The following is a 13207-nucleotide window of genomic DNA, read 5'->3' as shown; positions in this document are numbered from 1 at the left end:
ATGGCCTATAACACCGGCAACCCTGTTGGCTCTACTGACCCGCGCGACCTCTATGACAACGCTGGCAATCTCGACAAGTACGTCAATGGCGAAAGCCCGTTCTATCCGGATCGTTTGGGTAAGCAGCGAATCAGCTGGAGCGGGATGGAACAAGACTTCCAGAACTCGCAGGATGGTCGCCAAGCCGCATTCGACCAGTTTCTTGAGGCGTCGTCGTTCGTCTGGATTGGTGATTACGCAGCAGGCCTGACATTCACCAGTCGCAGTCAGTACACGGTTCGCGATGGATATGCATATCGTCTTTCCACCACCACTACGCTTCCATACACCACCACTGGAAACTGGGCGCTTGAGCAAACAAATTTCGTGGCATTTGACACGGGTAACGTGCTGCAGCAGGACCTGGCTAACAACTCAGACCCTGCTCGAGGCGCGGCCATGGTTGGGTACCGTGGTCGCACTGTATCCGACCGCTTAGGAGATGTTTTGCATTTGGCAGATTTCGGGGCTATTGGCGACGGTTCCGACGAGACTGCCAAATTGCAAGCCGCGATTAGCGCTGCGGGCACTTCAGGTCTTCGCCTGCTTGGAGATAAGAGTAAGACCTATAAAATCACGAGCAGTTTGCTGGGGCTAAGCAATTGCTACCTGCAAGACATATTCGTAGACGCTACCAGCTTATCAGGCCCCGCTAAACACGCTTTGGTATTTGCTGGTGCGGTGGGTGCTTCTAGCGGCGTTGTCGCGGACGTTGCCGCTAAATCTTTCACCGCGACGGTTTCGGACGGCTCTATATTTTCGCCAGACGAATGGTTGTTGCTTTCTTCGGACTCCAGCTACTACCCATACCCTGGGTATAACGTCGCCCGAGGAGAGTGGGTACAAGTCCGTAGCATAGCGGGGAACAACGTAACTTTCACCACACCTGTGGTGCAAGGGTACTTGGCGTCGTCTGCCGTTAAACTTCAAAAAGTTACTTTTGCTGAAAACATTGTGCTCGATAACGTGAAAATTATCGGCTCCGGAGTGGCAAGCAGTGGAGAGCGAGGAATATGCTTCCGGTTTTCCAGGAACTTCGAGGTGAGAGCATGCACCGTGGAAAACATAGACCACTACTCCATTGAGGTAAGCTGCTCTATAAAGTTTTCCGTGCGTCACAACAAGATTCGAGGAACCTTCTATGATGGCGTAACCGGAACGGTGTTTTATGGTGTGGCTTTACTAGACGCTTGCCAGTATTTCCAGGTGCATGACAATCTCGGCAGTCGGACGCGCCATCTCGTTATCACTACAGCCGCCAGCGCGGGCCTGGGCCGATGGGGACAGTGTATGTTCGGAGTTATCCATGATAACGTATCCGACGACAGTATGTCCGGGGGCGGAGGTCGATCCTTCGCATACGAAATGCACGGGACAGGCCAGCACTTGCTGTGGGCTAACAATATTGCCAATGGCTGCTATTCCTTCATGCGAATCGAAGGTGGAAGTGATACCCAAGTAATAGGCGGCTGCAGCGGTTACGCATATCAAGGTCTTATCATCGGTGGGCCCGGCCAAACGGTACGAAATATAGACATAATTGGGGTGCGACTCGATGGGTATACAGCCGAGGTAGCCGCGGGCTCAGCTATCCGTTTTGAAACTTCCTCCGTAATGGATGGGGTTCGCCTAATCGACCTGAAAGCAAGCAACGTAGCGGTGGCTAACGTTGGTCCTGCGGTATCAGTGGGCGCTAGCACCACGATGCGGAACAACATAGTTCAAAATTTAGCTGCGGTTTCTGGCGGCGCCGAGTCTACCGGAGCCGCAGTGGCTCTAGCATCCGGGGTAACAGGCTTCCATTTCGAGGGAAATCACCTTTTCGGATGGCGAACTGGATATTCCCTGGATACCTCCTCAAAGGTAACGGTGAATGGCGGATCAGTAAGCAATTTCGCCGCAGGCGCAACTGGTTGGGCATTCAACTCGAACGGAGACAGAAACGTCTTCCGAGATGTCAGGGTTAGAAACATAAACACTGTCGTCCGCCTTGATGCTGGCAGCACAAACAATCTAGTCGCTAACAATACATTCACCGATTGCACCAATAATACTATTAGTAATTCAGGGTCTGGAAATACAATTTCTCCAAACTACATAGTTTAGTTCGTGCGCCTATAGAAACATTACTGGATCACATTTGTTTAATAGATCCGCCTGATTTTCATGGAAAAGAAACAGGCGGATTCCTAATGCGCGAAATCGAGAGTTGTAATTTTTGTGCAATTAAATTAGAATCTATGATATAATGTTAATTTAAAATTAATAGCACATATTCGCTATACGCAATAGTGATTATGTAAAGTGCAATATTTATCGTTTGGAAGTTGTATTAATTGGAGGTTGATGTGGCGCGCGTCAAGTCTTTAAGGTTTGTATTTGTTATTTTGGCCTTGGCCTTGGCCTTGTCTTGGCTTTTTTATTTTAAATACAGTAAGTCGGAAAATGCAAATAATGCAAATAATTATCCAGAGATTAGCATTCTTGGTGATGTAATATTCAAACCGTGCGAAGAATCTAAGTACTATCATGGAAGTGGCGTTGAGGCCCTGAATACAGATACAATAGATGATTATTTAGCGTCGACCAATAGTGAGGATTCTAGTGTCTGTTTTGAAGCTGGGGAGCCATCGCAGCTATCTAGGCTAAAGATGGTATGGTATTCCGAAAGCGAGGCGCCAAAGCATATTGAGGTAATTGGTGTTGATGCTGATGGTGTAACCAATGTTATGGTTTCTGGTACTAATGATTTACCTTTATATAGCTATGATGGAGTTTATTACTCCGACATCTCAATAGATTCTGATTCTAAATATAAAAGCTTTATCGTGAATTACATTTCAGGAGCGAGTCAGGATAGGCTACTTCTGAGAGCGCTATCTCCATTCTTCAAAAAACAAATAGACCCTGAATCATATGACCTTCTTAAAAAAGCAAAGGAAGTATCCTTGATTGCTCCATATGGGCCAGGTGTCACGCAGGTGTCAGCTAAGAATGCTGATGACCTAGCAAAAGAGTTTCGAGAAAAAGAGTCTCTGCATTGTGGTAATTATAGCTACATTTTGGCGCATGATCTGGGCGATAAAGTTAAGTGGAAGGTTATAGCTGGAACAACAGAAACACAAGCCATGCATACCGTTGTTGAAGTAGAGAAAAAAGGAAAGACATACACAGTTGACCCAACGCTTGGGGCGATTTACAAGTGCTCATACTCGGATATGAGATTGGGAACATGTGATGCATCAAAAGGTATATATAGCGATTCATATAATCCAATATTCTGGCAGTATGCTGGTGAAAATTTCTACCCAGGAGTTAGAGTAGGTATGGAGCATGTTAGCATTCAGGGATTCTATGATGACTTCAAAAAAATTGATGCTGGACCATAACGTTATGGATTGCGCTTAAATTAAACATCACAATTTAAATGAGGCTCCGTCATATTTTGGAGTACTCCCATATGGATGTTACGGCCTGCCCGATAGATAACCACATCGCTTATATATCTGATTAGTAGCTTTTTCAAGAATCACCAGTGCCCGCCAGGTTGCGGGCATTTTTTTGCCTGGAGAAAACCCATGCCATTGGATCAAGACATCCGCGAAGGCCTGGCCCTGCTGCCGCCGCAGATGGGCACCCGATCTGCGCGCATCCTGCTGCACGCCTTCAATCTGCAGGAGAACCCGACACGCCTGGAGCAGCAGGTAGGAGGCCCGGCACGCGGGGATTACCAGTTCGAGCGCGGCGGCGGGGTGAAGGGTGTCATGACGCACCCGGCGTCCAAGCGTCTGGCCGAGGAGGTGTGCCGTGCCCGCGGCGTGGCCTTCGATTCCGAATCGATCTATCAGACGATCGGTCGCGACCCGCTACTGGCTGCGGCCCTGGCACGCCTGCTGATCTGGACCGACCCGAAGCCGTTGCCCGGCGCCGGCGATGAGCAAGCCGCGTGGGATCTCTACCTGCGCGTGTGGCGCCCTGGCGCGTACGCCAGACAGCCCGAAGAGCTGCGCGCCAAGTTCAAGCGCAATTACGCGGCTGCGCTCAAGGCTGTGCTGGCATGACCTGGCTCCGCGCGGTACCGGCCTGGTGCTGGTGGCTGATCGCCTTGGTGCTGGTCGCCGGCGGCCAGCAATACCGGGTCGTGGTAGCCAATGGCGAAGCGGCCGTGGCCAGGGGTGACACTGCCAAGTCCGACAATGCCTTGGCTGACTACCGCCTGGAGGTGTCCGAGCGCGACAGGCGCGCAGCAGCCCAGGCCAGAACCGAAGAACAGCGCCGCCAAGCTGCGGCGGACGAGGAGGGTGAGAGTGCACGCAAGAAACTGGAGCTGGCCCAAGGCCGCGCCGCTGACGCTGAGTCTGCTGCTGGTGGGCTGCGGGGTGAAATCGCCCGACTGCGCGCCGGCCGAGCAGCCACCTGCGACACCATCGCTACCCAGCAGCGCAAAGCAGGAACCTCTGCCGTCGTGGTGCTCGGGGGATTGCTTGAAGAGTCTGACCGAATGGCGGGAGACCTCGCGACAGCGCTTGAGCGAAGCCGAATAGCCGGCCTGGCGTGCGAGGCCGTGGTTGATCGGGTTAAAGCCCGTAGCGATTAACTATGTGCTGCACTGGAGGCAAGCCCATGGCTGGTTCTATTCAGGTCGCTCTGACTCAAGAGTGAATTTCTCGCCGTAGGCAGATTCATAGGTGATTGTCAGTTCCAGATGCCCAGAGAGATAGTCGTCGAAATCAGCAATAATCGGGTTGTGCTCGATCGTGGCAATTGCGATTGCTTTTCCTGCCGGCAGAACAAAGTCAGGCTTGAAAAATTCACTTTCCACCAGGTTGCATTCCGGAACAAGAGCCACTGCATTAGCAATCAGAGGCAGCCCTACACCCTGTACTGCAGACCCTCGATTCATGAGCACCGCCGAAGTGATAATGGCTGGGCCTATCCCGTCGTTTCTAAGCTCGATTTTGTATTTTCCAGGGCTCTGCTCTACATGCAGCGCCAGGTGGGGCTTAACCGAGAGACGATTGTGCAGCCTTGACAGGTAGGCCTGATAAAGTGATGCGCCAAGAGCGCATAGCGCGACTATTCCGGAAGCAACAGCGAGAATGGGCTCCCACCAATCGGTAGATGTTGCCGCTTCAACGTAGATGTATTGGAATTCCATTCTGATCCGCTATTGTTCCCAGATATCCACTATATTGTACAGGTTCGTGGAGCGGAGAACTCTAGCAGGGTTGATTGAAGCAGGGGAGCCGCTAATTCAGCAGGCTGTCGACGCCATGCGTGAGTATCACCAGGCCCAAGATAGCGGCGCACCGCTTGAAGAGGTCGAACGCCTGCGCCTCCTGGCTGAGTCTCTGTTCCAAGTGGGGTCCGACTTCAGCTTCGGGTGATTGCCAAGCTGCGCGGCAAGGACCTGCCGCCGCTCCATTGATCGGCATTTGCCCGCAGTGATGCGCATCTATACGATACTGTGGTTTTATACAGTATCGGTGCAGCATGTACTTCCTCCTCGTTCGCCGCCGCGTGAATGGCGTGGCCATCCCCTCCGATCAGCTCCGGAAGGTCCAGCCCCTGCGGGCCGACATCCATATCGGTGACCACTACAGTGAGCCGCTGGGCCGGGTTTCGACCCAGGCCTGGGTGTTCAACCCATCGCCCGGGCCCGACATCATCCCCCGGCTGCACGATGCCAAGCTCAACGGCATGGCCCAGCTCGGGATCAACATCAACGGGGTCGAGGAAATCGACGGCGTGCTTTACGCGCAGTCATGGTGGTGCAGGGCGGTAGGGCAATATGGCAACTGAACTGCCGGAGGCCTGGCTGGCCGAGCTGAACGATCAGGCTGCCCTGGTGGCTGACCCTGATGGGCGCGCAGCGGTGCTCGATGAGATGGCTTATGCCGCGCGCCGGCGGCTGGAGGTCGATGACGGCGACCTGGTCGACATGCTGGAAATCGTCGAGTCGGCCAGACTGTGGGCGCTGGATGGCGCCGATCTGTGAGTAGCTATATAAAGGAAGGGAAACGGTCGGCAGAACGCCGCGGGCGGGCTGGCCTGGGCCAGTGACTTTTGAAGTGACTTCGCTAGGATGCGTCCGGACGCGTGAGGCTTCGTTGCAGCGAAAGCAGGGCCGGAAATCCTGTGTTATCATGCCTTTAGGTTGGCTTGGCATGCATGGGGTGCAAGGGGCCGAGTGTTCGAATCACTCCGTCCCGACCAAAAATCCCTAAAAATCCAGTCACCGTGAGGCGACTGGATTTTTTTATGCCTGGTGGTTTTTGAGTGTCTTGGGGACAGTGCGACACGGCGAGGGTGATCAGCTCGGATTAGTAGTAATCGCCCGTAGAGAACTTAATCAGGGGCTTCGGGGCTTGCTGGGCAGTCTTACCTACTTCATAGGAGGCAAATTCGCCACTCAGGTGTAAGGAGGGCATCATTGCTCCATGAGCCTCTAATTCGAACCTTCTATCGGTTTGAAGGGCATGTGCCTTATCTCTTCCGATCTACCGGGTGGTGACACAAGAATGCGTTGGATAGCCTGTGCTGGGCCGGGGAAGTTGAGCCCGCGTCCGGAATGCGCTAGTTCTCTCCGTAGGGAACTAGTTGGACCTGACACCGTGGAAGTGTCAGATTTTTTGTGTGCGGGCCGGTAACGGCCTGCCGTCAGGCAGGCCCTGATTTTCACCAAGTCGGCCTGATGAACCGATCTCCGTACAAAATCGCGAATTGATTCATCGCACTTTTCCAATCATGCGCCGCTGAGCCCCAGTTCGCCGTGATGTTTCGCAGCCCCAGCCAGATCAGCTTGGTGGCTGCGTCGTCGTTCGGGAAATGGCCTCGGGTCTTGATGATCTTGCGCAGCTGGGCATTGATACTCTCGATGGCGTTGGTGGTGTAGATCACTTTCCGGATGGCTGGCGGGAAGACAAAGAAGGGAATCACTCGATCCCAGGCGCGTCTCCAGGCCGCAACGACCGTTGGATACTGCTTGCCCCAGGGGCCGTTTTCAAACTCATCCAATGCCTGCTCAGCCGCTTCTGCATTGATAGCCTGGTAAATCGGCTTCAGCGCCTTGGCCAGTGCCCGGCGCTTGTCCCAGGCCGCGAAGTCGAGACTGTTGCGGATCAGGTGCACGATGCACGTCTGCAGCGTCGTCTCTGGAAACACGGCGCTGAGAGCCTCTGGCATGCCTTTGAGGCCATCGGTCACGGCAATCAGCACATCTTCGACGCCACGCGTCTTGAGATCGTTAAAGACCTTCATCCAGAACTTCGCACCTTCGGTGTTTTCGATCCAGATACCCAAGATGTCGCGCGTACCGTCGGGGAGAACGCCCAGTGCCAGGTAAATGGCCTTGTTGCGCACCAGGCCTTCTTCGCGGATCTTCACCCGCAGTGCATCAAAGAAAATGACCGGATACATCGGCTCCAGTGGCCGCTGTTGCCAAGCACCAATCTCTTCCATGACCTCGTCAGTTACAGAGCTGATGAAATCAGGCGACACGTCGGTTCCATACTGCTCGGACAGAAAGGCTCGGATCTCTCTGACCGTCATGCCCCGGGCGTACATGGCGATGATCTTGTCATCGAAACCGGTGTACCGCCGCTCGTGCTTGGGGATGAGAATGGGCGCAAAACTGCCGTCTCGGTCGCGAGGAATTTCCAGTCGCAGCGGGCCATCGCCGGTCAAAACCGTCTTGCCACTCTTGCCGTTACGCTGGTTGGTTTCATCCTCTGGGCGCTGCGCGCCCGGCGGATAACCTAGGTGGTGGCCAAGCTCGGCATGCAGAGCACGTTCGATCAGGGCCTTCTTGAACGCCGCAGAGGCATCCTCGATAGCTTCTGCGGTCATCAAGCCCTCACCGAACTGCTCCAGCAGCTCTTTTGGGATTTTGGGCAGGTCACGCCTACCTTACCTGATCAACCTCAGCCTTTTTGAGTGGCGTGTCGGGAAGCGTTTCAAAATGCTTCCCGAGGCCAGGCTGACCGCATTGGACGCCGTAATGGCAGTGAGATTCTTATGCGTTGTGCGTTTGGGCGGTCATGCAAATAGGTTCCCTACCGAATCTTTGAAATCTGCGGTTTGAGCACCATGCTCAAGCTAAGCCGACGCTTGGTTAGGGTCTTGAATCGTCCTCCTTCCCGAGGCGCAGCAGAGGGCGGAGTGACGCTAGATTTCCACACACCCAGCACTACAACGTCATCGCCATCCTCGATGCCATTGAACCAGGATGTTTCCCGCGCCCAAATGCTTACTTCTAGCCCGATACCGTTCTCAGCATCGTCTTGATCAACGCGGAAGGGGTTCATCTGCAGATTTAGCACATTCTTCGTTGCGTCACCTTTTAGCGCCCGGCGCACGCTCTTGACGTTGCCCTGAATCGCGATGGGGTGTTGAACCACGTTTTGCGACACTGCATGGAAGGCCTCCATGTGCCGTTCCGTCTCAAAGTAAAACTGATCCCAGCTAACCTTTACGTTGCCCTCGAAAATCAGTTCCAAGTGCTGCTCGATATCCTGGTTGCTCGCGCAGAGGGCCCGCAGCTTGAGGGCGCGGTTCGCAGAGTTGATATAGGCGGGCAAGAGGCTGGGATTGCGGACGTAGGTACGCCCAGTCTTCGCTCGGGAACCATCAGAGTCCGGTTTTTTTGCCGGGCTGCCACCTTCCAACGCCTCTTTGATCATCACCAGGCGCATCCGGTATTTGTCCCGCTGAAGGCTTTCGATCAGCCCCTCAGACTCCATTGCGATCTTGTCGACCTCTTCATCCACCCCAAAGCGACAATGTGAGGCATGAGCGCCTTTGGGAAGCAGCCGAAAGTAGCCAGGCACCAGAACAGGCTTGTCGTACATTTCGCGCGTGTAGGAAGGGTTGTGTGTGACTGCGACTCCGCAGTGTGTGCACATCAAGGGTTCGGCACCCATCCCGCGTTGATAGGTGTCTGCGTCCCACTCGCGTCCATTCTGGTCTTTCGCGAGGTTCATTTTGATGCCCATAGCTGTTCCTTCTGCGCGCGGTTTTTCAGCGGGTGGTTGCTGTTCGGTCGGGGTAGGTTGTGGTTCTGATGTAGATGAGCCACGCTCCAGCGATCGCCGAGCGTGATGGAAGTCCTGGAAGCCACACTCACGGGCAACAAGATGTAGCGCTTCATCGTGGGTGATGTGCTTCTCGTGCTTGAGCTTCTTAGCTTTTCGCCGGATACCACGGAGGGTAGAGGGAGGTGTATCAGTAGTGCGCATGTTCTTCTCCGCCCCATGAGCTACGCCACTCGTCTACGTTGCTAGGGGGCCAGATAAAACACGGCCTATGCATAAGAGGTATTACAGGTAGTGCCGTTTCCAGCTGCCACTGACGAGTGAGGTGCGCCTACCTAACGCAATCTGAAATCTACCAACCCCATTCTAAGCGTGCAAGGGAATTTGCCCGAAGATGCGTCTAGTACAGGCTTCTGGAGATCCATTTGGATGGTTTCGTGCCGACTTGCGCTGGCACAGTTAAGCCTTAGAGCCCCTCGATGTAGACGAAGGGCAGTGCCAAGCGGAAGGAGTACAAATGTACTCGTCCCGAGCTGAGGCATGTTAGCTGTACCAAGCTCTGCGGTGAATCGTGTTGGTGGCTAATGGCCGGCATAGCGATGTAGGATTCTGCTTTCGTTTCAGACAGGGAATTGCTGCAAATGGAGCTTCTAGCAATAGTCGCAGGTATCACCGCCTGTGTGTTTCTCGTACAGAGCATCAGGGCGAAGGGAGTCATTGGCCAGCTGAGGATGGAGCTCGAGGCTAGGCAAAACGATCTCAAGTCCACCGAGGAAGGATCCGCAGCGCTGAACGCCGAGCTGCAGCGAACCTTGATTGAGTTGGAGCGTTTCAGAGAAGTTCTTGACGCGGAAGCAGAAGCTGCGAGGATCCTTGGTGAGACCCGGGCCGAGCGGAATCAACTGCTTCAGCAGGCTCAGGTCAAATTGGCGGAGGCCGAGAGCAGGCTCAAGCAAGCCATTGCAGATGCGGAAGCCGAGAAAGTCCAAATAGTCAGCAAGGGCAGGGCAGAGCGCGATCAGCTACTGCAGCAAGCTCAGTTGAAAGTCAGCCAGGCCGAGAGCCGCTTGCAGCAGGCTGTCACAGATGCCGACAAGATCATTGCCGATGCTCAGGCGCGAGCTCAGCAGGTCGCTGGCGATGCTTTGGCTGCAATGGGTAAGGCCAAGCACTACGCCGATGCTGCCCAAGCCATGAAGAACGTTGTTGAAGGGTATGGCGATGCTTACATCGTTCCAACCTACAACCTCCTGGATGACCTCGCCGAAGAATTCGGTTTCACCGAAGCTGGCCAGAAGCTCAAAGCCGCTCGGGATTACACACGCTTTATGGTCAAGGCAGGAAGGGCCGCAGCTTGCGACTATGTCGAGGCTAACCGTCGCGACACCGCTGTACGCTTCGTCGTAGATGCCTTTAACGGCAAGGTGGATTCCATCCTCACGCGTTCCAAAGCTGACAACCATGGGAAGCTGGAGCAGGAAATCCGCGATGCTGCCGCACTGGTCAACCTTAACGGTGCGTCATTCCGAAATGCGCGAATCACTGAGGAGTTCATGAGCGCTCGTTTGGAGGAGCTGCGATGGGCAGTGACTGCAAAGCTCCTCAAAGACCAGGAGCGTGAAGAGCAACGTCAACTGCGTGAGCAAATCCGTGAGGAAGAGAAGGCTCGACGCGAATTCGAGCGCGCGATCAAGGATGCTGCGAAGGAAGAGGCCACCTTGCGCAAAGCGCTGGAAAAAGCCCAAGAGCAGGTGGCCGCAGCCAGTGCCGCTGAGCGCGCAGACTTCGAGGCCCGCCTGGCGCTGCTGCAGGAACAGCTACAAGCAGCCGAAGACAAGAACCAGCGCGCACTCTCTATGGCCCAACAGACACGTGCTGGCCATGTCTACATCATCTCCAACATCGGCTCATTCGGTGAGCAGGTCTTCAAAATCGGCATGACTCGTCGCCTGGAGCCTCTGGATCGGGTACGGGAACTCGGTGACGCAAGTGTTCCGTTCGAATTCGATGTGCATGCCATGATCTTCAGCGACGACGCACCTGGGCTTGAGAAACAGCTTCATCGCCATTTCCTGCGAGAACAGGTGAACAAGGTCAACCCGCGTAAGGAATTCTTCCGCATTGGTTTACCAGCTATCCGGGCTGAACTAGAGCAGCTCGGTGTCGAAACGCAGTGGACGATGAGCGCCAAGGCGATTGAGTACAGAGAGACTCAACGCATCGAGCAACAGATCATTGAAAACCCAGTGATTGCTGCCGAATGGACGCGTCACCAGATCGAGGCTGAGGAAGCCATCGAGCAGGTGGAGGAGGAGGCTTTGGCTTCCGCCTAAGCGTATACGGTTTGCCCTTGTGATTTATCGATTGCGCAGCCTGTTGCCTGCACAGTATCCAGCTATTCAGCAGAGTCGACACCAAGAAGCCGGATTCTAGTCCATTCACAGCGTCCAAAGGGGTGTTGCTGCATGGTAGAACCCGCTGGCGTATCGGACTCAAGGGTAGTAAAGCGGGGGGGGGGCTGTATCGGTGGTTCAGGACAAAAGACGGAGTACAAGGATGTACTGGTTGGGCCCGTTTGAATACGCCTCGAAGCAGGCTCTGTTGGATCGTTTGAAACACTTCATTCGTACCGGTGATGTTGGGCGAATCATCCATCCAGTCGCTGCCCAAAAACTGCACCTACTGCTGGCGCTTCACCCAGATGCAGAGCGTAAGATTGGAGTTGGAGTTGACCATTTTTGCCTGGAGCGAAACCCTTTAGCGGGGCGAGGTTTACGACTAGTCCGCACCGATGGCACCACCGACTCCTTCTCCTACAAGCGCTGCATAACCGGTGTCACGCAGTCGCATCATGGAAAGGTCTGCGAAGCTCTGCGCTTCGCAGTTAGGCCACAGATGGACAGCTTCCGCGCCGGCCTCCAATGGCCTATAAACTGCGCGATCACAGGTAACGAAATAGTCCACCCAAATGACTTGCATATCGATCATAAAATCCCCTTTTGGCGCCTCTTGGATGAGTTCTGCAGGGCCTGCCAGGTTGATCTACGTAACCTAGAAGTAATCGGCAATGGGATGACTCTCGCGCTGGCTGATCGCGAGGTGCTTCAAGCTTTTGTGGACTTTCATCGGCAACACGCCAAGCTCCAACCGACCAGTAGGCAAGCTAACGTATTGAAGGGTGGAAGGCTTCAGTCATGAATGAGGATGCAGTCATGATGGTACGAGTACGACAGCCGCTACTCCCTGATGATCCGCTGTACCAGCAGGCTATAGAGGCCATGAAGAAATACCACCAAGCCAAAGCCGATGGTCTCTGCAACGCAGAGTTGGAGCGACTCCGCCTTGAGGCCGAGTACGCGTTCCAGTCCGTAACTGACTACCAGCTAGAAATGCTCGGTGGGTCATCGCCTATACGTCGTTAGCCAGCCATGGTTGCGGGCTGCCGATGTCCTGTGACCGTTTGAATCAGATTTTCCCACTTCCCTGTAGTTCGTTTCCCAAACATACTTCTACCGCCTTCCAGCCCATTGCTGTCGCTCCATCAGCGCTCTAGTCTCGCCGGGTCGTTGCAAATTCAACGACCGATTTTGACAGACCGATTCTGATTTTCGGACCACAGCGCATCGCTTTATGGCGGCTGTCGTGGGGCACTTCGGTGCGCCGAGTTCCGATATCCGCGGTCTGTCAACCCGCGTACAGCTGCCACCCATTTGTTTGACAGCAGAGGCGTGGCAGCTCCATTGATATCGGCGTTTGTCATGCTCAAAATCGTCCACGACCCACCACTACCATCCGAATCCCTCACCACCCTCGAAGAGATCCTCATCCAGATCTCCGAATACCTGGTCTGTGCCCTGACCGTGTCCCAGCACAGCGTCCAGCTTCACGCCAAGCCTCCGGGTCAGGTCCTGGCCTTGGCAGCCATGCACGAAATCGAACGCGCCCACGCCTTGGTAGAGATGGCGCTGAGTCGTGTGCAGGCGCAGCACTGATCACCTGTAGTCCGTTTCCTAAATGGCGCGAGTTCCCTCGTAAGCCTGTCCAGATGGTCTAGCCTCGCAGTGTTCGTCGTTCTTCATCGATGGCGGTAGACCAGGCTACGGGCAGAGATCTGCGTAGGGTTGCGCAGGTCGGTT

12 protein-coding genes and 1 pseudogene are annotated in these 13207 nt (G+C 54.4%); 10 read left to right on the top strand and 3 right to left on the bottom strand.

Going from position 1 to position 13207, the window contains the following annotated elements; all coding sequences use genetic code 11:
• The 4 genes from IEC33019_RS10830 (at position 1) to IEC33019_RS10820 (ending at position 4636) form a co-directional block, all read left to right on the top strand.
• The gene (locus IEC33019_RS10830; RefSeq protein ID WP_099593439.1) at positions 1-2145 is read left to right on the top strand and encodes a hypothetical protein; all 2145 of its coding nucleotides are present in this window, start codon (positions 1-3) and stop codon (positions 2143-2145) included.
• A gap of 242 nt (positions 2146-2387) precedes the next feature.
• On the top strand, positions 2388-3428 hold the full coding sequence (locus tag IEC33019_RS27355) for a hypothetical protein (RefSeq protein ID WP_157765885.1): 1041 nt from the start codon (positions 2388-2390) through the stop codon (positions 3426-3428).
• Between the two features lie 189 nt (positions 3429-3617).
• The gene (locus tag IEC33019_RS10825; RefSeq protein WP_099593437.1) at positions 3618-4100 is read left to right on the top strand and encodes a hypothetical protein; all 483 of its coding nucleotides are present in this window, start codon (positions 3618-3620) and stop codon (positions 4098-4100) included.
• Complete coding sequence (locus IEC33019_RS10820; protein ID WP_099593435.1) at positions 4097-4636, top strand: DUF2514 family protein; 540 nt, start codon at positions 4097-4099, stop codon at positions 4634-4636. The genes IEC33019_RS10825 and IEC33019_RS10820 overlap by 4 nt, the downstream gene beginning before the upstream one ends.
• Positions 4637-4672: 36 nt before the next feature.
• Here the strand turns inward: IEC33019_RS10820 and IEC33019_RS10815 are convergent, their stop codons facing one another.
• Positions 4673-5197 (bottom strand): hypothetical protein, encoded by a 525-nt coding sequence (locus IEC33019_RS10815; protein WP_099593432.1) that lies wholly within the window; start codon positions 5195-5197, stop codon positions 4673-4675.
• 70 nt (positions 5198-5267) lie between these two features.
• Between IEC33019_RS10815 and IEC33019_RS27805 the strand changes: the two are divergent.
• From IEC33019_RS27805 to IEC33019_RS10800, 3 genes and pseudogenes are all read left to right on the top strand, one after another.
• Positions 5268-5467 (top strand): annotated as a pseudogene (locus IEC33019_RS27805) (hypothetical protein).
• Positions 5468-5532: 65 nt separating this feature from the next.
• Entirely contained in the window at positions 5533-5841 is a 309-nt protein-coding gene (locus IEC33019_RS10805) for a hypothetical protein (protein ID WP_099593430.1), read from the top strand.
• On the top strand, positions 5831-6037 hold the full coding sequence (locus tag IEC33019_RS10800; RefSeq protein WP_099593428.1) for a hypothetical protein: 207 nt from the start codon (positions 5831-5833) through the stop codon (positions 6035-6037). Before IEC33019_RS10805 ends, IEC33019_RS10800 begins: the two co-directional genes overlap by 11 nt.
• Positions 6038-6717: 680 nt before the next feature.
• Here IEC33019_RS10800 and IEC33019_RS10795 read toward each other — a convergent pair.
• Together IEC33019_RS10795 and IEC33019_RS10790 are read right to left on the bottom strand one after the other, a co-directional pair.
• Positions 6718-7935, bottom strand: a complete 1218-nt coding sequence (locus IEC33019_RS10795) for an IS256 family transposase (RefSeq protein ID WP_099593426.1) — start codon at positions 7933-7935, stop codon at positions 6718-6720.
• A gap of 158 nt (positions 7936-8093) precedes the next feature.
• Positions 8094-9275 (bottom strand): hypothetical protein, encoded by a 1182-nt coding sequence (locus tag IEC33019_RS10790; RefSeq protein ID WP_244509799.1) that lies wholly within the window; start codon positions 9273-9275, stop codon positions 8094-8096.
• Positions 9276-9712: 437 nt separating this feature from the next.
• On the opposite strand from IEC33019_RS10790, the gene IEC33019_RS10785 reads away from it, so the two are divergent.
• The 3 genes from IEC33019_RS10785 (at position 9713) to IEC33019_RS10770 (ending at position 13063) form a co-directional block, all read left to right on the top strand.
• Positions 9713-11404, top strand: coding sequence for a GIY-YIG nuclease family protein (locus tag IEC33019_RS10785; protein WP_070094423.1), 1692 nt, complete (start codon positions 9713-9715; stop codon positions 11402-11404).
• Between the two features lie 223 nt (positions 11405-11627).
• Positions 11628-12269, top strand: a complete 642-nt coding sequence (locus IEC33019_RS10780; RefSeq protein WP_070094424.1) for a DCL family protein — start codon at positions 11628-11630, stop codon at positions 12267-12269.
• Between the two features lie 560 nt (positions 12270-12829).
• Positions 12830-13063: a hypothetical protein gene (locus tag IEC33019_RS10770; protein ID WP_070094425.1), complete on the top strand. Its 234-nt coding sequence runs from the start codon at positions 12830-12832 to the stop codon at positions 13061-13063.
• Positions 13064-13207: the final 144 nt, after the last annotated feature.

Source organism: Pseudomonas putida (genome assembly GCF_002741075.1).
Taxonomy (GTDB): domain Bacteria; phylum Pseudomonadota; class Gammaproteobacteria; order Pseudomonadales; family Pseudomonadaceae; genus Aquipseudomonas; species Aquipseudomonas putida_T.
This window is presented reverse-complemented; position numbering and strand designations above follow the sequence as displayed.

Excerpts from the sequence above, each read along its gene's own strand:
- IEC33019_RS10800 (WP_099593428.1), top strand. The coding sequence starts at position 5,831 with ATGGCAACTGAACTGCCGGAGGCCTGGCTGGCCGAGCTGAACGATCAG.
- IEC33019_RS10825 (WP_099593437.1), top strand. The coding sequence starts at position 3,618 with ATGCCATTGGATCAAGACATCCGCGAAGGCCTGGCCCTGCTGCCGCCG.
- IEC33019_RS10790 (WP_244509799.1), bottom strand. The coding sequence starts at position 9,275 with ATGCGCACTACTGATACACCTCCCTCTACCCTCCGTGGTATCCGGCGA.
- IEC33019_RS10780 (WP_070094424.1), top strand. The coding sequence starts at position 11,628 with ATGTACTGGTTGGGCCCGTTTGAATACGCCTCGAAGCAGGCTCTGTTG.
- IEC33019_RS10830 (WP_099593439.1), top strand. The coding sequence starts at position 1 with ATGGCCTATAACACCGGCAACCCTGTTGGCTCTACTGACCCGCGCGAC.
- IEC33019_RS10785 (WP_070094423.1), top strand. The coding sequence starts at position 9,713 with ATGGAGCTTCTAGCAATAGTCGCAGGTATCACCGCCTGTGTGTTTCTC.
- IEC33019_RS10815 (WP_099593432.1), bottom strand. The coding sequence starts at position 5,197 with ATGGAATTCCAATACATCTACGTTGAAGCGGCAACATCTACCGATTGG.
- IEC33019_RS10820 (WP_099593435.1), top strand. The coding sequence starts at position 4,097 with ATGACCTGGCTCCGCGCGGTACCGGCCTGGTGCTGGTGGCTGATCGCC.
- IEC33019_RS10770 (WP_070094425.1), top strand. The coding sequence starts at position 12,830 with ATGCTCAAAATCGTCCACGACCCACCACTACCATCCGAATCCCTCACC.
- IEC33019_RS10805 (WP_099593430.1), top strand. The coding sequence starts at position 5,533 with ATGTACTTCCTCCTCGTTCGCCGCCGCGTGAATGGCGTGGCCATCCCC.